The organism is Bradyrhizobium sp. SZCCHNRI3043 (assembly GCF_032377735.1).
GTDB lineage: Bacteria > Pseudomonadota > Alphaproteobacteria > Rhizobiales > Xanthobacteraceae > Bradyrhizobium.
In genome coordinates this window covers 13,542-40,094 of the sequence record NZ_JAUHID010000024.1, presented here as the reverse complement: position 1 = coordinate 40,094, position 26,553 = coordinate 13,542, and the positions used below count along the sequence as shown (strand labels likewise).

Genomic DNA, 26,553 nt, shown 5'->3' with positions numbered 1-26,553 from the left:
GCATGCTGCAATTGCGCGGCGGCGAACCAGGGAGTCGGGCTCAGCGCAAGTTTGGGCTGCGCGGATAGGTCCGCGGCGGCACGCCGAAGTGGCCGCTCGCACGCAGGATGAAACTGCCGATACGAGCCTGGTCACACGGCGAAGCAGCGACCGCGTCCTGCTTGATCGGCTCGAGCACGGCGGCGCCCGGCGGCGGGACGTCGGGGCTGGCCACGGGACCGTCGGTCACCGCAAGCGACGCAAGCACCGGGCCTGGTTGTAGCGATGCGAGATAATCTGCGAGCCTACGTACGAGTTGCGGCGCTGCCACGCTGGTGCCGCGCATCGCCACCACCGAACCGCTCCGGGTACCGGCCGCGAGCACGCCCCAATGCGCGGGCCCCTGGTCGGCGATGGCAGCACAATCGGGCTCGGCGCGCCCCGGCGTCGGACCGCTCGCCGTATAATCCGTCGGCTGGCCCGCGGCATCGACGGCGCCGACCACGAGCGCGCCCGCGCCGGTCGCGAGCGCCGACAGGGTGTCCTCGCGAGTCATGGGGCAGCCGCTGCTGTCCGGATCGCTGTAGCTGCCATCCAACGCCGCACGCTGATAGCCCCCTGCATGATCGAAATAGGACTGACGTCCATGCTGCACGTAGCCCAGCGGGGTATCGTCGCGCTGGATGTAGAGATGTGCGGTCAGCGGCGCCTCCGATCCGTTGGTGACGGAAAGCCGCCAGCGTCCGGCCGGCGCTGGATGCCTCACGCTCCAGCGCGCGGTGGTCGGATTGACCGACAGATGAAAGCGAACGCGGTCGGGCTGGCCGGCCACCGTGGCCAGGTGGCCATTGATGGCGGCGATCGGCTTGCCGTCATCCTCCAGCACCTGCACATCGCCATCACCGAATCCCTCGATCATGCGCGGCACGCCGCCGGGCGGCGTCAGGCTGACGCCGACACGCGGCCATTGCTGCGCGATCGCTTCGCCGTCGAGCCAGATCTCGAGATGATTGGACGTACCGTCATCCGGCAGCATGATCCAATCGATCTGAGCAGAGGCGCCGGGCTGCACAGCCATCCGGCCCGTAGTCCGCTCGCGATAGCTGTTGCCGGCCGGCAGCACCAGATAGGTCGGCCCGCCGCGCTGGTTGCGGCGCTCGATCATCCGCGACAGAGCCTGCTCGATCTCGTGGCTGCCGTTCTTGGGGCCGGCCGCGATGCCGTAGCTGAAATTGATGACGAGCGGCAGCTTCGGGCTGATCCGATCGGCCCACAGCATGATCTGACGCGCTCCCTGCAGCACGTAGCTCGCCATGGTAACGCCCGTCGTATCGCCCGACACCGGCGACGGCAGCTGCACCGCCAACAGAGGCCGCTTGCTGCCGATATCTTCCGCGGTCGGATCGTAGCCACCGGAGAGATCGAGGATGTGTGTGCCGTGCGAGACGCGTTGCGCCAGCGGCTTGTGCTGATCATTGCCGAAATCGGTCATGCCGAACGCGCGATAGATGTCGGCCTCGCTCGCATTCGCCGCAAACAGCACGTCGAGCTCATCGCCGGTGAGCCGCTGCCCGGCGGCGACGCCGAAATCCTTGGTCCGGCGCTCGACATCCTGCAACCAGATCGCTCGGATGCGCGATCTGCCGCTCCTGCTGCGAAAGCGGCGGTTGGCAAAGGCGATGCCGTCATCGATGACGCCGATAGCGACCTGCCGCGTCAAATCCGTCAACGGCTTGCCGAGATCGGTCGGCGCGGCGATGACAGAGTCGAAGCGGAGCCCTGGAATCGGCGGGCCGACATGGATCGCCGTGAAGAGACCGTTGGCGGCAGTGCGATTGGCGATGTCTTCGGGCCGGTAGATAAAGAACTGCACATCGCGCGGATCGTCCGGCGGCCGGACGCGACCGATGCGGATGTCGTCGATCAGCTTCGTCAGCAGATCGAATTCGTCGGCCGACATGCGGATGGTCAGCGCGCCTGCAGGCTCATCCGGCTCGTGGCCGGCGGCCACCATGGCGGCCAACTGGCCGAGATGGGCCACATAGCTGCCGTTGGCCTCCGGCAGCAGTTGGATCTGCGCGCTGCACCAGTCCAGCCTCTTGCCAAGTGGCCTGTTGCGCAACTCCCAGTCGAGATAGGGATTGGCCCGTTCGGCCCGATCTCCTCGCCAGTCTCTCATGCGCCTGTCCTTTCGTGTCAGCCGACGATCAGGCGGCACTCGGCGAGCGCCTGCGTCCAGAGATGCTGCAAGATCGGCGAGGCCGGAACGGTCGATGGCGTGCCGGCCTCGATGATCGCGCCGCCCCCACCCTGCTCGCTGGCGACGTTCGCAGCGGCCGATCGCCTGTAGGACATCGCCAGCACATCGTCGTAGCGGAAATCGTCGTTGAACCCCCGCCCGTCGAACTTGCGCATCGTGACCTGGCCGCAGCCGGAGCAGCGCGCAATGAACAGCTCCGCCAAGGTCCAGCCCAGCACCATACCGGCCACGCTGTCGACCGGAAAATGCACGCCGGCGACCGTCCGGTTGATGGCAATGCGCTCGGCGTGGCGCATCAGCTGCACGAACACTGGATCGGTCGCATCGACATCATCCCGCCCGGTCCTCGCCTTGCGCATGAGGGCATTGATCACGAAGGCCGCGGCAAAGGATTCCGTGGCATGGCCGCTCGGCAGCGAGCCATGCCCCGGCGTCTGGATCATCGGCTGTATCTGCGCTGAGTATTCGATTGGGCGCCGGCAGGTGAGCGCATGCTTGACCCGCATTTCGATCGTGGTCGTCACCTGCAGGATCAGCGCCAGCAGCTCGGCGGTGTGCGGGCTGCGGCTCGGATTCCAGTATCCGACCAAGCCCAAGAAGCTGGTGAAATCGTGCAGCTCGGCGAGGATCTCGCTGCTGCGTTCCATCCGCAGCGCGGCATAGTTGAACACCCAAGCCGCTTGTCTGGCGAAGTCCGCGGCATTGGGACGGATCATGTGCACGATCGGCGTGAACGTCTCATCGCTGCGGCCACGGTACTGAAGCGAGATCGAGGTCTCGCCTTCGTCATAGACAAGGCCCGACAACAGCTCGCCCGCGAAGATGCGCAGTCGCACGTCGCGCGACCAGCGATCGAGCGCCTCCGGCCCGGCAGTATAGTGATCAGGAATGTGTGACGGCTGGTTCCAGTAGCCGACGACGCCCTCCCGGCTGGTAATCAGCGCGCGTGCGCGCGATGAGGCGTGGGCACGGCGGCCCTCGCCGCTTTCACCGCTTTCGCCGCTCTCACCACTTTCGCCGCTTTCTCCGCTTTCTCCGCTCGCCCCGCTTAGCCATGCCATCTGCCGCCTCCCTGCCTGGCCCGGCGGACTTGCTCCGCCCGTTACCACTGAATGGTCGTTTTGACGGCACGCGCGGTCAAGCCGCCCGCTTTCGAAATGACGGCGTTTCACGGATTTTTCACGTTGACAGCAAGGGTGTTGGAGACTTCACTACTCAATCATTGGTTTCCGTATTTTCACGACTGATTACATCATGGTTGTGGGCGACGAATGTGAGCTCCGATCCAAAATTGCTGATCAAGCTTCTTGGTCCGTTTCGCGTGGTCAAGGCTTCTGGCGAGGATTGCACGCCCAGAGGACGCAAGGCTTGCGCTCTCATTGCGATGTTGGCGCTGGCGCGTGAGCACAAGCGATCGCGGGTCTGGATCCAGGACAGGCTCTGGGGTAGCCGCGGCAAGGAGCAAGGCGCGGCCAGCCTTCGCCAAAGCCTGACCGAAATCCGCAAGGCGCTGGGCGACTACCGCTCTCTGCTTTGCGCTGACAGCTTCGTCATTTCGCTCGATCCAAAGCTATTTGAGACCGACATCGCCCGTTACGCTACCGCGTCACCGCAGCAGACGATGGCGCCTCCCCAAGGTGAGTTTCTTGAAGGCTTTGACATTGCAGAGGAGGAGTTCGAGGATTGGCTGCGCGAGGAGCGTGCGCGATTCCAGACGCACGTCGCGCCGGCGCCTGAACTCCACCACGCCGCCAATCTCGCGACCGACCTTGCAGAGCACCTGCAGCCCCCCAAGGAGCGGCCCTCACGAAACCGGATCGTCCTGATCCCCGGCTGCCGGACAGGCCCGTCGGATGCCGCGGTCGTGACGGATAGCCTCGTCGATTCCATCGCCAAGACGATCAAGGAACTGGGCGTAGCCACGATCCAAGATCGTCGCGACATGAGCGCGTCGGCCGCCTGGCCGGCGGACACTTTGCCTGGAGATGGCTTGACTGGTGACGATGGCGCCTCGGTCAGCACGCTGTCCCTGCGCTCTGATGTGTTCGGATCTGACACGAGCAAGATCGTTCGGCTCGCGCTGCTGCAGCGCCCTGCGAACACGCTGGCATGGTCGTCGACATTGCAGATCAACGGCGACGGTACGCTCGACCTGAACGACACCAATGTGATGAGAACCATCAACCTGGTGGTCAACTTCGCCGTCGATCAGCTCGCTCATATCGAGGATGGCGCTCCGAGGTCTGCCTCCCATCTATGCTATGCTGGTATCCTGCGCCTGTTTCGACTTGGCAGAGCCAACTTCGAGTCCGCCGACAAGCTGTTCGCGGCTGCTTTCGCGGCCGAGCCACGCGGTATCTACCTCGCGTGGCGCGCCTATTTGCGCACCTTCATGCTCGCCGAACGCCAATTCAACTGCCGCCAGACGATCGAGGCGGAGGCTTTCGATCTGATGTACCGGGCGCTGGAGCTCGAACCCTACAACTCCTATGTTGCTGGCCTGAGCGCGCATGTCCATTCCATGATGCGACGCTCGTACGTTGCCGCCTATGAGCTGGCCGAGCGAGCCATTCAACTGAACCACGCCAACCCGATCGCCTGGGCCTGCCTGGGAATCGCAAAGAGCTATCTCGGCAAACCAGAGGACGGCTTCCAGCACACATTGCTTGCCCGTACGATCGCTGGTGCGGCACCATTCCGTTTTCAGCTCGATGCCCTGAGCTGCATTGCAGGGACGATGGCGGGAGAACTAGACAAGGCCGTCCATCTTGCAGAAGCCAGCCATGCTCTTGCTCCGACCTTTGCGCCCCCCTTGCGATATTTGTCGGCTCTCTATGCGCATAATGGGCACCGTGAGCTTTCTTTCGAGATGGTTCGCAAGCTGCAGACAACGGAACCAGACTTCTCATATGACAAGCTGAGGGATAAAGCCTATCCCGCGGCTGGCCTCCATCGGACATCAATCATCAACTCGCTGCCAGCCCGACAGTTCTAGCGGCGTCACACATCATCCGAGAGGTTGTGGAGCGGCAGACGCGATCGCTTACGGTCACAACGCAGTCCACGCGCATCGATTGACGCGAGCGAAGGCCACGAAAGAAAAGCCAAAGGAAGCCTCCTCCGACGAGCCGCTTCAGAACAACGATCGTCTCTGCGTCAGCGCAACAAGGGTTCTCTCAATCGTCCTTGCCAAGGGTCAAGCTCCATCGCTTTCATTTCAGGCGCCGAGGAGGGTCCACAGGATCGCTTCAAGTCGAGTGACGCGTCACCCTTCATTCGTCCAATAGATCCAAGAACTGTTCGACCCTTCGTAGGGCAGGCTCATCGCTGCGTCCGGGATAGACGACGCGATCGCCCTCGCGCTGCAGTGACCGCGAGCGTAATTTACCGATCCTCCCTGCGAGCATCGTTGCAGCAATCGCATCCGGGCCGACATCGAGACGCATGATCCCTCGTTGCCGGCAACTTACCCTGAGCTTGGCGACAGCAAAGAAATTGCTGGCCTCGGATGGCAGCTTGCCGAATCGGCGGTGCGTTTCATCCTCGAGCTCCTCCAGCTCGTCATCACTCCGGCACCGAGCGGCTCGAGCATAGATCTCGAGCCGGACCGCCTCCGATTGCACATAGCTCGCGGGAAGCAGCTCAGGGATGGGAAGATTCAGCTCAGGGATCCAGAGCGCGGACATTCCATCGCGGTCTCCCTCCAGGGCTAGCGTAAGAAGGTGGCCGTAAAGCGTCGGTCCGAACACCTGCGTGTGGCCGGATTGTCGATCGGAGCGCAGGTCGCCGCCGCCGCGGAGGTCGAGGTCGCGAGCGCTGATCGCGAAGCCGGCGCCCGGACGGCTCAACTCCTCGAGGGTGGAAAGCCGTTTTTCCGAGCGTTCGGAGCCGCCTTCCGTCAGGAAATGTGCAAACGCCCGGATGCCGCCGCGTCCTACGCGTCCCCTGAGCTGATGCAATTGTGCCAGGCCAAATTTTTCCGGCCAGCACACAACGATAGTGTTCGCACGTGGAATGTCGAGGCCGCTTTCCACGATGTTGGTTGCAAGTAGTACATCGGCACGACCTTCGACGAATCCCATCAATCGCTCGTCAATCTCGTCCGTTGGCAACTTGCCGTGAATGGTAATGATACGTAGTTCCGGCGCCAGCGCGTGGATCCTGGCCAGCAGGGGATCGAGATCCTGGATCCGCGGACAAACGACAAAACTCTGACCGTTACGTCTGTGCTCACGAACCAGGGCAGCGGCGATAGCTATGTCCGAGAGCGGTGCCACCTTGGTGGCAACCGGAACACGATGGACCGGCGGGGTCGCGATCACGCTGAGATCCCTCAAGCCCGTCAAGCCGGCCGCAAGTGTGCGGGGGATCGGAGTCGCACTCATCCAGAGCCTGTGGCCGTTCTTATTGAGGCCCGACAGCATGGCTTTCTCAGCAGCGCCGAAATGCTGCTCCTCGTCAATGATGATCAGGCCAAGTTCGGCAAATCTCACCTCCTTGGATGCGAGCGCGAGGGTCCCGACGACGACCCTGAGTTCTCCGCTCTTGAGGCGCTCCCTTACCTTTCGCGTTTCGGCGGTCGAGGCAACCCGCGACAGGTTTCCAACATCGATGCCAAGAGGCGCGAAGCGCTTGCGGAAGGTTTCGACATGCTGTCGTGCCAGCACTGTCGTCGGCACGACGATAGCGACCTGCTTTCCGGCCAGCACGGCGGCTGCCGCTGCTCGCAGCGCCACCTCGGTTTTGCCAAAGCCGACGTCCCCACAGACGATCCGGTCCATCGGGTGCCCCGATGCAAGATCATCCAGAACGTCGCGGATGGCCTTCGCCTGATCGGGGGTAGTGAAATAGGGAAAACGCGCGACGAACTTCTCATAGACAGCAGGGCGCGGCACGAGCTTCGGAGCCGGGCGCCGACGGCGCTGACTCATCTGCTTGGCCAGCTCCTTTGCGACCACATGAATCTCCGTCTCGGCAGCAGCTCGCCGCGGCCGCCATGAGCTGCCGTCGGCCTTGTCCAGCGAGGTGTCTCCGAGCTCAGCGGCGTAGGGCCAGATCAGGGCCAATTCTGCGAGAGGGACGAGAACGGCATCGTTTCCGGCGAATACCAACCTGACCATCTCGCGCGCCGAAAGATCTCCCGTGCCCATGGATCTCAGGCCGCCAAGGCGTGCCAGTCCACGTTGCAGATGAACGACCACGGATCCGAGTTCGGGGAGGTCTCCCGAATCGAAGCCGGGCGTCCATGCCCAGTTCATCGGTTGCGGTTGGTGTGCCCTGCTGCCGAGCACGTCGGCAGCAGTGATGACCACGAGCGGCTTCTTTCCAGGAACGACAAAGCCCGCATCGAAGCCTGCCAGCAATGCGGCCTGCTGCCTGCCCGTTGCGGTCGCGTGCGTCCAATCCGGCACGCATTCAGCCTTGATAGCGCTCATCCGGGCCATCACACGCAAATCCGCTTCGACCGCAGCGACGAAAAGCACACGTGCCCTACCGCGCTGGGCTTCCTCGATAAATGCACGGAGGGCCTTCCGCGGAGAGGCTGCCTTGTAGAACTCTGGCGTCGCACGATACGGAGTGGTTGGCGGCAACACAGTGATCTTCTTCGCCGACAGCTCCCATTCGCGTCGGCTGAGATAGGCACGGTCGCGCTCACTGCGGGCGGCCGCATCCTCGATCGTGCTCAACCAGGTGTCGGCGTGCCTGGGCACGGTGCTGTCGGCGATCCATTTGGCGCGCGCACAATAGTCCAATAGGCTGGACCTTCTTCGAGCCCGGCCCGTGAACGCCAGCCGCTCGGACATCGGATCAATCAGGAGCTCCTTCGTTTCGGAAATCACCTCCTGGTCTATCGGATTGATCGCTGCGATGCGCCGGATTCTCCCTCCGGAATGCTCTATCCTAAAAGGTCCGAACGCGCCGGCTGGGAATATCTCGAAGGTGTTGCCGTGAAACAAAACTCCACCGGGATAATCCGGACTATCGTCCAGGTCGTACCCGAGAGCTTGCAGACGGGCCTCAAGGTCTTCCTCGGAATAGACGGTCCCGGTCCGAAGTGGAAATCCGATACGAGACCAGTTCGCAGGCAACGGCAGGAGCTCCATTATGGCCTCCGCCGTCGTGATCAGCAGGATCGGCTTCTTTGCCCTGGCAAGGCGTCTCAAGACGGAGCTCCGCCGGCCCGCGATATCACGTGAAGGCTCAAGCTGATCGAACGGAAGCGTGTTCAAACGGGGATAGACGAGCACATCACAGCCCGGCTCGATAACTGGGATGATCGAACCCAACAGCTCGGCTCGGCTCTCATTTTCGGCGAGGAACACAAGTCCGCCTCGGCCCGAAGCACGCCATCGCGCCGTAAGATACAGCGCCAACATGCCCAGTGGAGACGAGGAGGAAATGCCAGTCCGAATCGGAGCCTTCGTTGTTGTCGCAACCGATGTCTTCTTCCGCGGGGCGGCCTTTGGTGACGCGGAGCGCTTTGCTGATGTGTTCTTGCGCGGCGTTGAGCCACGGAGCGTACGAAGAGCAGTGGTCACTGAATTCTCGTGCTGAATTGACGAATGCTAGGCAAGCCTGCGAATCTTTGTCGAGCTTTAGCGGATTCGACGGCTTCAAGGGATCCAAACTTCGGAGTGTCGATCACCGTTCTCCCCTTAAGTGCGACGGTGTCACCAACCAGCACCATCGTCGCGCTCCACGTGGCAGACTGGGGTGCCATGACAACTATGACTTAGAGATTCGTTCTTGAATGACCATGGTACGAACGCGTTGATAAGCGTGATTGCAGCCTTGATGACGGGGCTGCACAGAAGTCACGGCTGAGACGTCCTGCGGTGGGACTACCCGTCACCAGGTTTGAGCAGAGCCGGCGGTTGCCCATGCTGGAAGCGATGCCGCGTGATCTCTGCCCTTATGGCTATGGGCCTCTGCCGAAGAGGCTCAGGCCGCAACGTACAATAACGCAGTGACTCTCGATTCGGCACAATCAAGGCGAACTTCTCCGCGCTCAACCTTGAGCGGTGTTCCTCGTGCTGGCTCTCCGTTGCTTCTCCTACGTCATGAAGGAAGCGCTGAGGTCGGGAATGGGTCCTCGGATATTCACACTTGCCGGCCGCTACGTAATCTTGGGGCGCCGAGCGTCTGCCGCCGCGCGAGAAATTGCCGACTTGGGAATGGCGCGCGCCCGTTCAACCCTCCATCTCCGGCGGCCGCGCCACCGCTATATTTCGACGGTGACGTTTCATGCGTTCATGCCTTCCGCTTCGGAAGGATCGCGTCGAAAGCGAGCCTGCTCGACCGCTCGCCGCGATCGGTCTCCTTGCGGATGCCGAGCCAGACGAAAGTGCGGCCGTTGTACCAGCGCGTGCGCTGGAAGCTCTGGGTGACACGAATGCCCGCGCGCGGCACCTCCTCCTCATGGAGATTGTAGCCCTGCTGCTGCGGGAGGTCGAGACCGTGGCGCAGCAGATCGGTGCGAGGTTCGACGCGCACCGGCGGATCCGGGTCGCGGTCGATGACCCGCAGCATTGCTGCGCGACGCAGCTGGATCTCGCGGCTGTCGTTGTCGATGTGCACCGGGATGAATGGAATCCAGTTCTCCGGCATCTCGCTCATCAGCCGATAGCGGATCGCGGCGTCGTTCTCGATCGGCGGCGCAGGTGGTGGGCCCGGCGGCAGGCTCTCCTCCACCAGGCGACGGAAATAGCGGCGGGTGTCGAGCGCGGCGCTGCGCCCGCTCTTGCTGTCGCCCGAAGCCAACGTCACCCGCGACTCGACGCCCCACACCATGTTGGCCATCTCGTCGCGGAACAGTTCCACCGACTCCAGCGGCTCGCTCTCCTGGATCTTCGGCACGCTGGGCACGATGAACAGGCTGAGATCGGCGGGAATGTCGTCGCTCCCCTTCGTCGCCAGCGTAAACATCGACCAGCGTTGCCAATCCGCGTCCCCGCCCTTGCCCGCGGCTTCGACCCAGATCCGCTCTCCGAAGACGTTGATCACGCTCATGCCGGCGACCCGGGTGATCGTCCCGGCCGGCACCGTGAACGGCATCAAAAACCAATCGTTGGCGTAGACGAGGCCGAATTCGATCAGCAGCAGCTTGTTGACGTCCGTCGTCTCCGGATCGATGTCGCCGAAATTCGTTCGTCCCTCCTCAAAGGTCCACCAGCGCGTGTTCGGCATGCCGTCGAACTGGATCGGCGCCGGGATGAACGACGCCGTGAAGGTCGTCTCGACGGCGGCCGGCGGCGGCGCGTCCGCCAGGTCACCGAGTCCTGCGCCGGAGGCGTCGACGTCGAAATTGTACCAGTCGAGATGCCCCTGGAAGTATTCGTCGGCGACCACGAGCTTCTCACCGCCCGCCTTGGGCGCCGACGCTGCGAAGGCGTATTCGAGGCGATCGGGCAGCCAGGCATCGGCGGCCCCCGCGGCGGACTGGTAGAACGCCTCCCGGTACCAGCCAAGGAATTCCGCCTCGGCCGTCTCGATCGCAGCGGCGCTGGCCGGATTGCCGAGCACGACGAGGTCGTGCGCGTGATTGCCGGGCGCGGCCGTCAGATGCTCGACGAGGTCGTAGCCGTCCATCGACCGGCCGGCCAGCGCCGCCATCGTCTGCCAGGCTTCGCGATGGGCGGCGACCGGCGCATCGGCCTTGAGCGCGGGATCTGGCATGGCGACCGGCAGCGCCGCGATGAATTGCTGGGCAAGCCCCGGCTCGATGCCGGCGACGAGCTTCAGCCAGCGCCGGCCCAGGGCGATGCGGAGATCGAACGCGATCTTCTGGCCGGCGAGACGGAACGGGATCGGCCGCCGCTCGACCTTGGCTTCGAGCGGCACGTCGTCGGCGAACGCTTCCGGCGGATTGCCGGCCGTGCGGTATTTCGTCAGTTCGGTGGTCTCGATGTGCACCTTGGCGACGACGGGCGAGCCGGCGTCGTCGCCCTGAAACTCGCCCATCTGCCACTGCTTCGTCAGCAGCCACAGCGGATCACGGACCTCGGCCTTGAGCGCGCGGTCGAAATCGTGCGTGCGTGGGCGGCCCTCGAGCCTGTTCCACAACGTGATGGTGGGCAGCTTCACCTTGCCGGAGAACACGGCGGAGAGGTTCTGAACCGCGACATAGTCAGCCATTGCCGGTCTCCGTCTCGGCCAGCACCGCGGCGAGGTTGTTGTTATAGGCGAAGTTGAGCGAGGCCGTGATCGGATGGAAGGCCACGGCGGACACCAGCGCCGGCAGGAAGCGGGCATAGGCGGTCGTGTCGACGTGGTCGGGCTCGATCGCGCGCTTCTTGGCGAGGTCCATCGTCTCGCGCACCGTGTCGACGAGATCCTGCCACTGCCACGAGCCGACAAATTTCGGCGGCAGCGCCAGCAGCAGAGTCTGCGGCGGCTCGGCGTTTGGCCGGTCGAAGTGGAACGCCAGACCGGTATCCTCGGTCGGGCGCGGGATCACTTCGGTCCACTCGTCGAGCAACAGCCCGAGTTGCCGCCGCGCCGGATCGAAGCTTTCGGCGAAATGCGCGGTATAGAGCAGCTTGTCCTCGTCGATCACGAACGGCTTTCCGTCGGAATCGGTCTCCGGGAATTCGAGTCCGAGCCACGGCAACTCGGGGCGATGCGGAAATTGCAGCGCCTGCAGCGCGACGCCCGCCCCCGTGAACGCGTCGGCAAGATGCTGCGAGGCTTCCAGATCGTGCAGCTTCGACCGCACCCGCGCGACACCCGTGAACCAGTCGTCGAGCGGAAAGCGGCGTCCGATCGTCGTCTTGACGAACCCGAGAATGGTCTCGTCCGCCTGCGCGCCCGCGCCCCAGGCGTTGCTCCATTCACCGGCCTGCGCCGCCGGCAGGCCGAAATCCGGAACGATCTTGAAATCTTCGCCGAACAACAGCTTCGCCGCCGCGGTCAGCGCCTCGATCTTGTTCTTCGCCTCCGCCGCGGCATCGTATTGATCGAGCCGGGCCTGGATCGCCGGCAGCCGCGTCGTCAGCTCGAGCGCGAGCGCCGCGGCGCGCTTCGCCATGTCCTCTGCGAGGGCGACGATCGCCGTGCGCTGTGCCACGATGTCGATCGCCGCCGCGTCGAACGCGGCGTTCGCAGCCTTCGACGCCTCGATGCCGTCGTGCAGGGCGGCGAGATTGGACGCATTGTCGTAGAGCATGATCAGAACGGCGCGCTGTCCAACGAAGGCGGCGCGCTTGCCGCTCATGAGATCGTCGCGGAAATCGTCCGGCTGCGCCGGTAGAGGGTCGGTCGCCGTGGTCGCGATCAACGTTTCGGCCACCCGCAGCGCCAGGAACTTCGCCGCGTCCGGCGCGCCGGAATCAGCGTCGTAGGCGACTATGCGTGCGTCGAACTCGGCGAGCTGCCTGGTCCATCGAGCGATGTAGCCGGCGAGTGCGGCGCGCAACTGGGCGAAGATCCGCCGCCGGTCGGCGTAGACGGCACCGGTACCGGTCTGCAGCGCCGCGAACGGACCGAGACCCTGCATCACCGACACGAAGCCGGTGATCGTCTGCTCGATCTCCGTGGCGATTTGGGCCTCCTGCTTGGCGTCGAGGCGGGCCTGCAGCGCCGTACGGAAGGCGTCGAGATCCGCAAGCCGCGCGGCGAGCAGATCGCGCGGCAGCGTCGCCCGCTCGCGCGCGAGCGCCGCGTCAAGATCGACGGCCTCGTTCGCCTCGCCGGCCATCGCCATGTCGCTCGCCTTGAGCGGACGCGAACGCAGCAGCAGGCTTCTGAGATGCCGCATCAACGCCGACAGCTCGAACAGCGGCACATGCCCGGCGATCGCCGCGATCCTCTCGCGGTAGGCGATCGTCAGCATTGCGTCCGGGCGCGACGGATGGACGGCGATCACATGCGCTTCGATCAGATCGTCGAGCGCCTTGGCGGCCGGATCGTTGTCCGGATCGAGCAGATACAGCAGGTCGATCGGCAGCAGGCCGAGATCGGCCTGCGTCACGTTGTAGGTGACGGAGGAGAGATCGAGCGGGTCGGTGACCGTCACCGAGCAGGCGACCGCTGTCGGCGGCGGCAGAATGCCCGCGAGCCAGGCGTTGAGCGCGGGCTCCGCCTTCGCCCGCGGCGATGTCAGCGCGCCGTCGTTCGGGTCGAGCCCGGCCTTGAGATGCAGCGCCACCCGATGAGTCAGCGTCACCCCCGACCGCGGCGTGCGGACCACGTCGGGGGTCGCCGGGAATTTTCCCTTGGAGTAGGTGTCGAGCACGGCGCCGGCGCGGTCGTAATTGCCCTGCACCACCTGATGCACGCTCTCTGCCATCGCGAGGTCGGCGACTGCGTCGGCGATGTCGGCAATCCGCGCGGCCTCGGCGGTGATCGCCGCGGCCTGCTGCGGGCTCGCCGCCGGCAGGTCGGCATCGTGGCCGAACGGGTAGCTGCTCACGCCGCTGGTCTTGATGTGCTCGACCAAAGCAAGGCCGTCGATGACGTTGCGCGCCTCCACCCGGTTGATCCGCAGTCGCCGACCGAACGCGTCGAGCCGGCCGGTACGCGTCGGAGCCAGCCGGTCGCCGACCAGCGGGAACACCTTGCGGAGGTCGTAGATGAACCCGTCCACTTCGACGTCGTGGCGATCGTGCAGGCCGCGCTCGAACTGATAGCCGAGCAGCGCGCCGAGGCTCTGCTCGCCCTTCATTCCCTCGATGATCGACAGCGCGATGCGGACTCGTTCCGAGCTGAGATTGACGGCGAGGCTGCCGGGATTGTCGGGCGTGGCGTTGGACAGATAGCCGTTGCGCAGCACCGCGGCGGTCACCGCTTGGTTCAGCGACGGCGCGTGGATGTAGCCCTGGTTGCTGCGGTCGCGCATCAGCTGCGGCGCATCCGGATCGGCGAAGATCGCCGCGAGGTTTGCCGGCAGCTCGACCGCCGTCAGCTTCTTGAACTCCGGCTTGACGTTCTCGAGCCAGCCATAGGCGCCGAGATAGATTCCGGTCTTCGCCTCGCCGGTCGGTGCGCCCGGCTGGGCGGTCCCCTGGCCGGCACCGTTCGGATAGCGCATCCGCTCCAGTTGGCGGCTCATGATGCCGCCGTACCAGGCGTCGAACCGGTAGGTGCAGAGGTCGAGATGCTCGGCGAACACCCGTTCCAGAACCGCCGTCGGGGACCTCTTCAGCCGTTCGAGCGCATCGAGCTGGCGCTTGAGATACGCGGTGGCGACCATCGAGGTCAGCACCGTCGGGATGAACTCGCCGACCGTCCTCAGTCCCGTTCCGGTGACCGCGGCGTCGCTGCGGTGGAGGTAGCGCCAGCGGCTGCCGCCGGCCGCAGCCGGCACGGCGAGGCTCGCCTCCTCGACCTGGAAGAACTTCGGCTCGCGCCGCGCCGCCTTCAGCTCGGTCTCGCCGATCAGCCCGGCATTGAAGAACAGGCGGATGCTGGTCTCGACGAAGCTCAGGTCGAGCGCGTGATGCAGCATGAGATACAGCAGCGCGTTCGGGCGCTGGGTGAAGCCCTGCTGCAGCCGCAGCGCGTCGTGGGAGGTCGCCGCAGCCTTGATCAGCCAGCCGATGTAGTTGTCGCCGCCGGCGGTGTAGGCGCGGATCTGCTCGGTCTCCGACAACGGACGGTCGTCGATCAGCGGGCCCTTGAGCTGGTTGGGCGCCTTGAGAAAGAGTTTCTCAAGGATGTCCGGCACCTCGATCCCCTCGGGCGGCGTGTAGCCGAGCTGCTTCAGCAGATCGAGCCCGCTTCCAACATAGCCCGCGGCGAGCAGGAGCGCGACCAAGGCGCCGCCCGCCCCCTGCATCGCGAGGCGGTTGTACAGTTCCTTGAAGCTTTCGGCGAAGCGCTGCTGGAATTCCACCGATCCGGCGTGCAGGCCGAGGACATCGAGCAGTATCTGATGACGGTCGCCGTCCGGCTTGCCGATGTACGACACCCGCGACATCAGCGGCTCGAGATCGGCCTCGACCTTGCGCAACAACTGATACAACCGCGTCAGGAACCGAAGTTCCGGATCATCCGGCGCGTGCGCGGCCCCGACTGCGACGTTCGCCCCCGCGAAGATCCACTGGATGCGCGAGCGCGGCGTCGCCGGCAGGATGCCGTAGGGCTGACGACCGACGCGGATCGTGGGCATCGGCCCGCGTGCCGACACGTGCCGGACGAAGAAGTCGCGGGTCCGCTCCACCGTCGAATCGTCGAAGACCGGATGAAGCATGCTCTCCATGAAGTAACCGAGCGTGGCCGGCCACAGCGCCGTGTTCATGGCGCGGGCGTCGTTGACGTCGTGGCGATGGTAGAAGGGGATCGCCGCCAGCGCGGCCGGATCGAGACCGAGCGTGGCGGCGAGGCAGCGTCCGTCTGTCCGCTCGAACCATCCGTCGGGGTCCAGGGGCGGAGTGCCGAAGTAGTGATCGAAGCTGACGTCGGACTCCTCGCGCCAGCTGTAGGCGGCGCCCTCGCCCTCGACGTTGTTGGTCGGCTGGCCCTGCGGCAGGATCGAGAACCCCGCCTTCGACTGATGATGATGGGTGAACAACTGCTCCAGCGCGACCCGGCCGGCGTCTGCATCGGCCCCGAGCCGCACACCGAGCACCATCAACTGATCGAAGCCACGACGGAAGGCGGGCGGCGTTAGCGGCACCCGGAATCCCATGCCGATCTCGACGGCGCGGTCGAAGTTGCGCACCCATTCGAGCTCCGGACCGAACTTGATGTCGTCGCCGTCGTGCGCGACCGATGCGTCGTCCGTTCCGGTCGGCGACGGCGTGACCGGCAGCGGCGACGGAATCGGTTTTCCGAGCTGCTCGAGTTCGAGCGTTCCGCCGTTGTAGCCGAGCAGGACGAGGCGATCAGGCAAGGTCCGGGCGGTCGCCGGCTGCGACCAGCCGGTCTCGCGCATCGGCGTGGCGTCCGCGGCGGGAAACTCCAGATACGCGGCGATGACCGTGGTGGTCGTGCGGTCCGCGCCCTCGGGCGGCGCGTCGGCGAGATTCCGCGGCCGGTACGCCTCACGGACCGCCGCGGCGCGCTCGGCGCCGAGCGCGTTGTCCAGCGCGGCGATCGCGTTCATCTGCGCGGCCGCATCCGTCCCCGCGCGCCACAGCGCCGTCCAGAACGTGCTGACCGCACCTCGCTCGGGATCGACCAGCGGCGCGCTGGTCACCACCGTCAGGATCACGGTCGGCACGCCTTCCACCCTGGCCGGTCGCGCCGCCTCGTTGAGCGGGCGATGAGTCTGGGTCACGTAGTAGGACCGCCCCGAGCCCTGTCCGCTCAGCAGCGTTCGCCAGGCGGCCCGCTCCCCGGCGGTGTCGCGGTTCGCCCGCCAGACGTCGGCCCAATAGGCCTGGGCGCGCTTCACCTCGTCTTCCGACAACGCCTCCTCGAAGCTGTCGACCGCGATGTCGTCCGGATAAGCCCGGACCCACAGCTCGTCGCGGTCGCCGCCGAATTCCGTCGCTTGCTTGAAGCGCGTTTCGATCCGCAGCGGCATCAGCAGGATCGGCGTCTGATCGGACAGCAGGCCGATGTTGCGGCGCGGGTCGGTGAAGTTCGCGAACAGCCCGATATTGCGGACCACTTCGTCCTTCGCCGCCTTCAGCGCACCGCCCAGCCGCTCGATCTCGGAGGCCGCCGCCTTGATCTCCTTGTCGATCGCCGCCAGCGCCGGATCGTCGGCGCCCTTGCTGACGCGCTCGGCCCGTGCGCGGTCGCGGATCAGCCGCGCGCGGGTCTGGCGAAGCCGGCCGATCTCGCGCGACGTCGCATCGGCCGCGGCGCGCGACGCTTCCAGCTCCTTGCGGATATCATCGAACTCGGCCATTTCGCCTCCGCCGCCCCCTGTCGTGTCCGCTGCGCGATCAGTTCGGCAGCATCTCGCTGCCGTGCACCGCGACCAGCACGGGAACCTGGTAGAGGATGTAGGCGAGCTCCGCGGAGTTGCTGTCCGGATGCCAGCGTAGCGCCTTGTCCTCGTCGTACTGTTGTTTCTTCTCCTGCAGCTCCGGCGCCACCGGATCGTCCAGGGTGAGCGTCGGCCCGCCCGGCCTGATCTGCAGAAAGCCCTTGTCGGCGTCGGACAGCACGTCAGGCCAGGCGAGGTCGTTCCAGACGTTGAGCGGCCCGTCGCGAGAAATATCAAGGCCGAAGCGCGGCTCGCCGGGCCGCTCCTTGATGACGAAGAACCAGCCCGGCGCCGTCGAATTGCCGCGGCCGGTGCCTCCCTTTGCCTCCTTCGAGGTCAGGTCGAAGCCAATGAAGGTGATGTCGGGATCGACCTTGGCTTCGTAGAGCGGTGTGCGCAGGCGGTCTTCCACCGGACCGTCGGTCTCCAGCACCCGCTCGACGCGGGGATTGATCGCGCCGCCGTCGTCGCGCTGCCAGCGCGCCTTCTGGGCGTAGATCACCGCGGTGGGATATTTCTTCAGCAGCTCGCCGCGGATGACGAGGACGACTTCCTCCTCGTTCTCACCCGGCTTCTCGCGATGGTCGTGATCGCCGAGCTTGGAGAACAGCGACCAGGTGTGGAGCGGCGGAATATCGCGGAGCTTTTCGCGCAGTTCGTCCTTCGACAGGCCTTCCCGGTCGATCACGCCGCTCGGGTCCCAGAACTGGCGGAAGCAGCTGCCGCGCTGGTCGGTGGGATATTCGCGCCACAACAGCTCGCGGGCGAATTCGTGGTTGAGGCCAACCATGTAGGCCTCGATGAAACGCTGATTGGTCTCGAGCAGCGTGATCGTGTTCTGCGGAATCTTGTCGATGTTCGGCAGGAAGTGCTCGTCGGACAGGCCGAGAAGCGGCTTGTACATCGGCAGGTCGATTTCCGGATATGCCATCACAGGCTTGAACACTTCCGGCTGCAGCAGCGTCGCGATCCCGTTGATGGCCAGCACTCGCGGCGGAATGGCGATCGAGGAGAAGGTGAAGGCGGGCACCGTCTTGTCGGGATCAATCGCAGCGAAGGTCGACGCTCCGAGCGCGGCGATGTCGATCGGCTTGCGCAACGGCGGCTTGCCGAGATCGGCGCTGACCGTGAGCAGCCGGTTGAGGTCCTTGAGGGCTAGTTTGAAGCGCGCCGCCTCCGGACTGTCGGCGGACGAAGCGCCGCCGACCGGCTCAGGCGCGGCGGGATCGGGATCGCGGATGGTGAAAGACGGAAAGCCCGGCAGCGCGTCGATGACGTCGGGCGAAGCCCCTTGCGGCAACACGCCGGTCGCGATGCCGGCCTGCTTCTCCAGCCGCACCAGCCATCGGAACAGCGCCAGCGCCGCTGCCGCGACCATGATCGCGAGCGGAATGGCGACGGCCAGCAGCAGCACGGCGAGCAGCAGCAGAACGACCAGTAATACCCACTTCGCCCAGCGGTGCTTGGCGAGCCAGTCGGTCAGCTCCGCGGGCAGCGACTTCGGCTGAAGCTGCGCGGCGACATCCTCCACCGCCGGCAAGGCTTCCGGGGTGACCCGCGGCGGCGCCGCGCTGACCTCGCCGCGATTGATCTTCTCCAGCAGCTCTTCGGCGCCTTTCGGCGAGTCGAAGCCGAGCGTCGCCGCGATGTGGTCGCGCGGCCGGACCGCGCGCCGGAACGGCGCAGACAGCGCCGCGCGGGGCACCGTGCTTTCCTTGAGCCGATGGCGCAGCGTGAAGCCGTCGGCGATCACCCGGCGCTGCACCGGCGCCATCATCGTCAGCCCGCGTTCCGCACTGAGATCCTTCAGCGGCCCGAGATGGCGCGCATGCCAGATCGCGGCCGCGGCCTTGGCGAATTGCGCCAGCCTGATCCGCCGGTTCGCCGCAAGGATGTCGCCGACCTGGTCCCAGGCGGCGTCCATATAGGCCTCCTGGTTCTTCTGCACGACCGCGGTGCCGAACGCGGCGGGAACGCGAAACCGCGGGTCCAGATTGAGCTCGTGCACCCAGTTGCGCGGCTGCGGCGCGTCGCTGCCGTCCGCCTCCTCAAGCAGCCGCTCGGTGAGCGCGTGCCAGCGGCCGTACAGCGGCGGCGTGATCACTGGGTCGGGCGCGCCTTCGCGGGCATAGTCGTCGGTCAGGTTGACGAAGCCCGCCAGCGCCTTCTCGAATTCGTGCGCGTAGGGTTCATCCCAGCCCTCGTAGGCCGCAGCCTCCGCCTCCTGCGCGCCGGTCAGCGCCTCGTCCGGCACCTTGAGCGCGCCGCCGAGCCGCAGCACCCCGTGGAGCCCGGCGACCGCGATGGGCGGCATCCCGGAGCCGGGCGTCTGCGTGTCCATGTCGCGGCGGCCGAGCCGCGAGTCCGGCGGACGCGGCTTCAACAGGCGGACGAGGTACTCGAAATCGCCCACCGTCCCGGTCTTGAAGTACCACCGCTTGTACACCGGATGCAGCGTCGGGGACGGCCGGTCGGTATAGTCCGCCCAGGCCGACAGGGTGGCGAAGAATGCGGGATTCGCCGCGGGCGCGATTCCTAGGCCGGCGAGACGGCCGCTCTCGAAGGTCGGCACCACGAATGCATGGTAGGACGTATTCGGCTCCAACTGACGCGGCGACAGGACGCGCGAATAGGCGTAGTCCGGATTGCTGGCCAGCAGGCTCTCTAGCCGTGCCCTCGCCTGGTCGGCATTGGTCGATTCCACCACGCCGTCCTGCTGGATCAGGTCGCGGTTGACGTGGACGTGCGCCCAGGCCCAAAGCTGGTCGGCGGGCGGAAATACCGAGGCCGGATCGCCCGTCACGTCGATCGCCGGCAGCGGCCGCGCCGACGACACCGCGACTTCCTTGAACTCCTCCACCTTGAGTACCAGCAGTGCGAGCCACGGGCGCAGCCGGTGGCGCGACTCGTCCGGCGCCGCTGGCGTGTAGCGCCACGGAAAATCCTCGTCGTAGAACTCAACGAAGGGCAGGTAGTTCGGCTCGAAATTGGTGATCCAGTCGCGCGGCTCCACCTTCACCACCGCCTTCGGATCGATGCCGACAATGTCGCCGGGACCATAGAGCGCGACGTCGCGCGAAATCGTCGCCGTCAGATCCGTGTCGCCCTGGACCGGCCGCCCGGCCAGCGACAAGTCGACCTTGATCGTCGCGCGCAGCGACACCGAGTTGTCGTTGTCGGCCGCCGTGATGTTGTTCGCCACGCCGAGCCGCAGCCAGGGCAGGAAGGAATAGGTGCCGATCGTATCGCTCATCCCGTCCCTCCCCGCCGCCTCGCCGGATCGCCCGCCATCATCGTGCCTCCGCTACGCCGCGCGCTTCATCTCGTGCGGGCGCACGATATGGGCCTCGCTGGCGAAATTCGGATTGCGCCGCGTCTCCGCCGCCATGAATTCGCCGGCGCTGGCGCGCGATTGGAACGACACAGGCGCGCCGGCGATCGGCGAATTGTCGGCCAGGCTCACCACCACATAGGACGCCTGATCGACCGCGATCTTGTCGTCGAATGCGTGCTTCAGATCGCGTGACTTCGCCGAGATCTCCGACCGCGCCACGGCGTTGTTGGCCAGGAAGTGCGTGAACAGCCCGGAGATGAGCGTGACGAAGCGCCGGCGTGCCCGCTTGAAATTGTTGTCGACGATGATCTCTTCGTAGCGGGCGATGCGCTTGGTGACATAGCTGGTCTTTGCCTGGTTGCCAGTGACCGACAGCTCCAGCCCCGCCTCCTCGGCCTCGTAGTCGGACGCGCTGAGCTTCTCGCCGTCCTTGAGGTCCTTGAACTGGGCGATCGCGAACGACTCCCGAATGGTGGCGCGCTTCTCGATGCCCGACGTCGCGGTCGCGACCGAGAAGTAATTGGCGTCGTCCGGGCGCTGCGCGCCGATCTTGTCGAGGGTGATGCCGAGCGGGATCGCACGCTGGGTGATCTTGAGCGAACCGACCGGATGCAGGACAAGGTCGGAGCCCGCGTCCACGGTCTTGAGCGTCACCAACAGCCTGCTGCTGTTCTGCAGCGCGGCAGTCCAGTTCTCCGCCTTCGAGTATTCCGCCGCCAGCAGGGGCAGCACGGAGACCGGCGGAAGGCTGGTGTCCTCCTTGTCGCCCCAGGTGTGGGAGAAGTCGACGTCGACGTCCCAGAACAGCAGCGAGATGCTCCCGGTGCCCTCGACGTGCCAGGGCGATGTGCCTTCGAGCGAGCCGCGGAAGCGGATACTGAACAGCCCCGCGCCGAACAGCTTCACCGACAGCGAGGCAGAGATCGTGATGATGAAATAGAACGGCGAGAACTGGAACAGCGCGTCGAAGGCGAGATGGCCCTCGATGTTGGCGATCGAGACGCCGAAATACAGCTCCGCATGGGCGCCGAACTGCACGGTGTTCGACGTCACCGCGAAATAGGCGTCGACCCGGATGCGGGCCACTGGCGTGTTGAGGATGTTGATCGCGATCCGGGGGATCGGCGGGAACGGCAGCGCCGGTGGATTGTAGGCCGGGTGGAAGCCGCCGACGGAGACGATGAAAGTGGCGTCGCCGCCGAACGACGCGAGCACGCCCATGCCGCCGTCGAGCGGCATGAAGATTACGCGGGATTCGTACAGGATGGCGAAGAACCAGCCGCGCTTCTTGTCGAATTCGATCGCGCCCATGAAGGCGACCTGGATGATGATGAGCGGCAGCCGCTCGTCCGGGATCGCCACCGTCAGCTTGCCGATGATGGCGATGTTGCCGGGAATCTCGATGATGATCCCGAGCGACAGGCTGATCAGCGTCGGCGTGCCCCAGCCGAACTTCGCCATCGGGCCGATGAGGAAGGTCCCCTGCTCTGGCGGGAAGAAGGTGCGGAGGTCGGAGATGATCCGGTGCGCGTTGGCGACGACGTCGTGCGGGAACAGCACCGAGTCCAGCGAGCCGGCGCGCACGCCGTTGACTAGCGCGTCGAGGTCCATCGAGCGGTTGAGCCCGACCAGTCCGCCGACTCCCAGCAGGGTGAAGCCGAAACCGAGCTGCAATCCGGGATTGAACTCGACCGTGATGATGGCGATGAAGGAAAAGCCCTTTGACCCGTCCGGCATCTTGGTGGTGATGACGCCGATTGCCGTCACCGAGAGGAAGTCGAGGATCTTCAGTTCCAGCGCGCCGGCATATTCGCCGCGGTCCGGATCGATGAAGAGATAGCCGCCGCCCTTCACCGCCCCGGCATCGATCGACAGCCCGACGCCGTTCGGTGGCTTGAACCCGAAGGATAGATCGATCGGGCCGAGATTGCCGCCGCTCCCCGGAAAAGCGAGATCGGTCCGCAGCCCGATGTTTTCCACCACCGCGACCAGCGGACCGAGCGCCGCCTTCAGCGTCGCGCCGATATCGATCGGGAGGCCGTCACCCGACGGTGTCACCGCGAGCGTCAGTCCCTGCACCTGGATCGGACCGAGGTCGATATGCGCTGGGATCTGGATCTCGAGATGCGAGGTGCCGCGGAAATACACGCCGCGCGGATAGGCGACGCCGAGGCCGAGATCGAACTCGAACCGCGTCGAGATACCCGACAGGATGGTCGAGATGAAGCCGTCCGAGCCGGACGCGTCGAGGACGAAAGCGAGGCCCTTGAGGTCCGCCTCGGCGAACACCTCGACGTCCTTGCCTGCCACCAGCGTGAAACCGCCGGCACCGCTCACCGATTGGTATTCGAGCCGCGTGCCCTCGCCGGTGCCGAGAACGATGGTCGGGCTGCCGGAGGCGGCGGAGTATTCCACTTCGACGCGCGCGGTGCCCTTGGCCGACGTCGGCGCGCCGCTGCCTGCGAAGCCGATCACCATGTCGATGCCGCTGCCCGGCCGCACCATCAGGCCGACACCGCCGGTGAGATCGAGGTCGCTCGAGATCGTCACCGCGATCGTCGGACCGAGCTGCATCCGCACCGACAGCAGCCCGCTGAAAGACGGCAGCAGCGCGAAGCCCGGCTTCTTGCTCCCGGACTTCGGCAGCGGGAACAGTCCGAGCTCGGCCGATAGCCGTCCCGCGTCGCGCGCCCGCTCGAAGAACACCAAGCGCAGCCGTTTGCGCACGGCGGCGCGCCCGGTCGGGGGGCCGCCTTCGAGCGCGAGCGCGACCCGATCCGGCACCTCCACCATCCGGACATCGAGCCCGAGCCCGGCCGCGAGGCTGTCGATCTGCCGCGCGAAGCTGGAGAAGTCGAAGCTGTCGGTGCCCCAGCCGAAGGCGTTCTCGAACAGCGTCACCGGGTCGGAGACGATCTTCGGCAGGTCCGGGAAACTGAACTTGTAGTCGATGTAGTCCGGGCGGTTGCCGGCGGGCGCGGTGTAGCGGGTGCGGATGACGCCGAGCGCCTGCAGCGCGAAACCGATGCCCGGATGATGGTTGCGCAGATAGGTGATGAAGAGATAGCCGACGAGCTGTCCCGGAAACTCGCCCTTGAAATTATCGGCGTTCAGCGTCGCCGGAAATGCGCCGCCGGGCGCCGAGACGAGGTCGTCGATCGCCTGCACGACGCCGGCGATCGCCTCGATGGTCTTGAAGGCGTCTTCGAGCGATCCGGACACGACCGTCGTCTCGCCGTCGGACGCCACTTCGCCGTCGAGCGACAGCCCGCCGCCGACCAGCGCCTGGAGCCGATCGAACAGCAGCTGCAAGTCGACCGCGAGATCGGCGATCGGCTTCGGAATCACGTCGGAATCCCAGCCCAGCTTGAGCAGCAGGCCCTGGAACGCGGCCGGCGACTCCACCGCCGCCCGCAGCGGCAGCAGCAGCTTGCCGATCTCGGCGACGATCGTTTCGAGGGCGCCCGGTTCAGCCATTTTTCTTGGCCTCCGGATAGAATTCGCGGTCGACGACGTCGTGCAGCGCGGGATCGACGCGGTTGGTGATCAGCCATTTGCAGACATGGCAAAAAGTGCCGCTGTTGTTCCGCATCTTGCAGTCGCCGGCCGGACGATAGACCAACCCGGTGAAGTTGTATGCGCCTTCGTACAGGCCGACCAGCCGCTGCGCCTTGCATGGCGGCTTGAAGTTCGGGATGTCCTTCGGGTCGTCGCCCTCGTCGTTCACATGAGCGAAGTCGGGATCCTTGTTGAGCGGCAGATGGTTGCCTGCGATGAAGTCGCGCACCTTCTTTTCCACCACATAGACCAGCGCGTCCGCATCGTCGCGGCGCGGCACGAACAGCAGCGAGCCTTTCGGAAACACGGGAAACGGCGCCGGCGGCAATTCCAGCCCGCCGAGCCGGATCGAGCCGAGGTTCTGGTCGATGTCGCCGATGTCGAGTCTGACGAGGTAATCGGAATCGGTGAACGTGAGCGGCAGTTGCCGGCCGATCGCCGTGATCTGGATGCGGCGGAGAAACGCCTGGCGGCCGGCCGCCTTCGCCTGCACCCAGCGCGGGATCTGGCGCGGGTCGATCCTGACCTCGATCGAGCCACCCTGCTGGGTCGAAGCCTGGGTCAGCTTGGCCGAAAGCTGGACCCTGAGAAGTTCGAACCATTTCACCTTGAACGGATCGACCAGACGGGAGTGATTGGCGGCGTAGTTCGGATCCTGAAAGATGCCGGCGAGCGCGACGATGTTGTCGTGCTCGCTCGAAGCGGTCGCATTGTCTTCGGCGCTCGTTTCGTATTCGTCGCCGAGATTGAAGGAATGGCCGAATTCGTGCGCAACCGTGTCGATGATATCGGTGAGGTCGGCGTCGATGTCGCTGGCGGGCTTGCGCCGCATCACTTTCTTCGTCGCCGTGTTGGTCGCCGGATATTCGAAGTCGAGCGTCTTCAGGCTCTGCAGCGAATTGGCGGTCACGGTCGACTGGTTGAAATTGGTGCCGCCGATCATGTCCTCGTTGGTGATCATGGCGATCAGGCCGCGGCTGCGCTTGAAGGTGCCGTCCGGTATCCACTCGGCGCCCAGCGCGGTGTGCGGCGACGACCCGAGCCGCAGTCCGGACAGGTAGGCCATGATCGGCGCCGCAACGTTCGCGCGGCCGTTCCTAGCGAGTTCCGGCGGGTGCCGGCGCGGATCCGGGGCAAGGTGCCGGGTGGCGCTGGCCGGCTTGAAGAACTGATAGGCGCGGGCGATCAGGGGCGCGAGGTTGGCATCGCCCGCCGCATCCGCCGCCGGCATCGTCAAAGCGGCGCCGGACTTCGCCGATTGGTCGCCCCAGCGGGAGCCGAGCATCAGGCCGTAGAAGGTGTCACGTGCCTCCAGGATGCCGAGCGATTTCTGCTTCCTCCACGCTTCGATCAGGGTGTCGTTGACCTTCGCCGCGTCGTAGTTGGACAGCGACTGGCCCGCCCAACGCGCCTTCAATTGCGCCGGCGTCGCAGTCTCGTTGCGGAGCGGCAGGCCGACGCGGGCCACGAGCTCGTCGACCTCGTAGATGCTCTTGTCGTCCGAAACGCTGTAGTTCCACGGAATCGGTCCGCCCCTGCCGAGCTCCGAGGTCTCCTCGTCGTTGACGCGCCAGCCGCAGGTCACCGCCTGCTCTTCCGATGCCTGGAAGGCCTTGAATACGTTGAAGCTGCCCGCGAGCGTGCCGTAGGGCTCGTGGCGCTTCTGCGAGAACAGACCGTCCGCCGCTTCCTGCACGATCTTGTCGAACTTGTCCTTCTCGGACGCGCGAAAGCCTTCGGCGAGGAACAGGATGTTGTGCATCTCGGCGGCATTGGCGAGGTCACCGGCGCGCACCGTCGAGATGTTGTCGCGAGTCTTGGCGTAGTCGACCACTTTCACCGGCAGGCTCTGGTTGACGCCGAGGAAGCTGCCGTTGAGCTGGGCCGCCCCCTCGCTCACGCCCCTCAACCGTCCCTCATTGTTCGTATTTGCCACCACGAAGGTGCCGGGGCTGGCCGAGCTGAGCGTGACGAAGCCGTGTCCGGTGATGTCGCCGACGAGATCGGTCCCGGTCGGATCGTCGCTGAACAGCGCGCACAGCGTCGGCTGGCTGTGGGCGACCGTCGGATGCAGCGCCGTGGTGATCGAGGAGTTGCCGAACCACCAGCCGAGCACATCGTCGTGCACCTGGATACGCGCGACGACGTAACCGGGTCCATATTCGATCACCACGAGATTGATGCCGACGTCGTCGCCGGTGATGGTGCGCGCCGCAGGATCGATCGTCACGAAGCTGGTCAGCCGGGAGCCGACCGGGTTGTACGGCGCCAGGATCCGAAAATTGCAATCCGCGGTGACGTCGGTCAGCGTGTAGGTCGTCGACCCGTTCGGCAGATCCTGGTCGAACACGCGGAACGGCAGCGCTTTGGTCGCGGGCTTCTTCAGCGCGACGTGCATGTCGCAATGCGGGTAGACAATGAGAGGCATGCCGGCACAACCCTCTCTCAGCCAGTAGAACTATTGGGAAGCCCGTCGCTCCCATCGGAAATCTGGCATCGTAAAGATTTTACACCCAAGCCTTCTCAATACAACCTCAACGTGAT

9 protein-coding genes are annotated in these 26,553 nt (G+C 65.4%); 1 reads left to right on the top strand and 8 read right to left on the bottom strand.

From position 1 onward, the window contains the following. Positions 1 to 40: 40 nt before the first annotated feature. Both QX124_RS28970 and QX124_RS28965 read right to left on the bottom strand, forming a co-directional pair. On the bottom strand, positions 41 to 2,158 hold the full coding sequence (locus QX124_RS28970; protein WP_315798979.1) for a S8 family serine peptidase: 2,118 nt from the start codon (positions 2,156 to 2,158) through the stop codon (positions 41 to 43). A 17-nt stretch (positions 2,159 to 2,175) separates the two neighbouring features. After that, entirely contained in the window at positions 2,176 to 3,300 is a 1,125-nt protein-coding gene (locus tag QX124_RS28965) for a phosphatase PAP2 family protein (RefSeq protein WP_315798978.1), read from the bottom strand. 230 nt (positions 3,301 to 3,530) lie between these two features. Between QX124_RS28965 and QX124_RS28960 the strand changes: the two genes are divergently transcribed. Continuing rightward, the gene (locus QX124_RS28960; protein WP_315782981.1) at positions 3,531 to 5,234 is read left to right on the top strand and encodes a hypothetical protein; all 1,704 of its coding nucleotides are present in this window, start codon (positions 3,531 to 3,533) and stop codon (positions 5,232 to 5,234) included. A gap of 277 nt (positions 5,235 to 5,511) precedes the next feature. On the opposite strand, the gene QX124_RS28955 is transcribed toward QX124_RS28960, so the two are convergent. The 6 genes from QX124_RS28955 to QX124_RS28930 form a co-directional block, all read right to left on the bottom strand. Then, entirely contained in the window at positions 5,512 to 8,616 is a 3,105-nt protein-coding gene (locus QX124_RS28955; RefSeq protein ID WP_315798977.1) for a DEAD/DEAH box helicase, read from the bottom strand. Between the two features lie 874 nt (positions 8,617 to 9,490). After that, positions 9,491 to 11,374 carry a hypothetical protein gene (locus QX124_RS28950; protein WP_315798976.1) on the bottom strand — a complete coding sequence of 628 codons (1,884 nt, stop codon included), beginning with the start codon at positions 11,372 to 11,374 and terminating at the stop codon, positions 9,491 to 9,493. Further along, positions 11,367 to 17,036, bottom strand: coding sequence for a hypothetical protein (locus QX124_RS28945; protein WP_315798975.1), 5,670 nt, complete (start codon positions 17,034 to 17,036; stop codon positions 11,367 to 11,369). Before QX124_RS28945 ends, QX124_RS28950 begins: the two co-directional genes overlap by 8 nt. 37 nt (positions 17,037 to 17,073) lie before the next feature. Continuing rightward, complete coding sequence (locus tag QX124_RS28940) at positions 17,074 to 20,370, bottom strand: hypothetical protein (protein ID WP_315798974.1); 3,297 nt, start codon at positions 20,368 to 20,370, stop codon at positions 17,074 to 17,076. Between the two features lie 51 nt (positions 20,371 to 20,421). Continuing rightward, positions 20,422 to 23,928: a DUF6603 domain-containing protein gene (locus tag QX124_RS28935; RefSeq protein ID WP_315798973.1), complete on the bottom strand. Its 3,507-nt coding sequence runs from the start codon at positions 23,926 to 23,928 to the stop codon at positions 20,422 to 20,424. Continuing rightward, on the bottom strand, positions 23,921 to 26,437 hold the full coding sequence (locus QX124_RS28930; RefSeq protein ID WP_315798972.1) for a M64 family metallopeptidase: 2,517 nt from the start codon (positions 26,435 to 26,437) through the stop codon (positions 23,921 to 23,923). Before QX124_RS28930 ends, QX124_RS28935 begins: the two co-directional genes overlap by 8 nt. Positions 26,438 to 26,553 lie beyond the last annotated feature (116 nt).

What these genes read in the sequence shown, in the direction of transcription:
- QX124_RS28935 (WP_315798973.1), bottom strand. Translation starts at nt 23,928, where the DNA reads ATGGCTGAACCGGGCGCCCTCGAAACGATCGTCGCCGAGATCGGCAAG.
- QX124_RS28940 (WP_315798974.1), bottom strand. Translation starts at nt 20,370, where the DNA reads ATGAGCGATACGATCGGCACCTATTCCTTCCTGCCCTGGCTGCGGCTC.
- QX124_RS28970 (WP_315798979.1), bottom strand. Translation starts at nt 2,158, where the DNA reads ATGAGAGACTGGCGAGGAGATCGGGCCGAACGGGCCAATCCCTATCTC.
- QX124_RS28955 (WP_315798977.1), bottom strand. Translation starts at nt 8,616, where the DNA reads ATGTTGGCGCTGTATCTTACGGCGCGATGGCGTGCTTCGGGCCGAGGC.
- QX124_RS28965 (WP_315798978.1), bottom strand. Translation starts at nt 3,300, where the DNA reads ATGGCATGGCTAAGCGGGGCGAGCGGAGAAAGCGGAGAAAGCGGCGAA.
- QX124_RS28945 (WP_315798975.1), bottom strand. Translation starts at nt 17,036, where the DNA reads ATGGCCGAGTTCGATGATATCCGCAAGGAGCTGGAAGCGTCGCGCGCC.
- QX124_RS28930 (WP_315798972.1), bottom strand. Translation starts at nt 26,437, where the DNA reads ATGCCTCTCATTGTCTACCCGCATTGCGACATGCACGTCGCGCTGAAG.
- QX124_RS28950 (WP_315798976.1), bottom strand. Translation starts at nt 11,374, where the DNA reads ATGGCTGACTATGTCGCGGTTCAGAACCTCTCCGCCGTGTTCTCCGGC.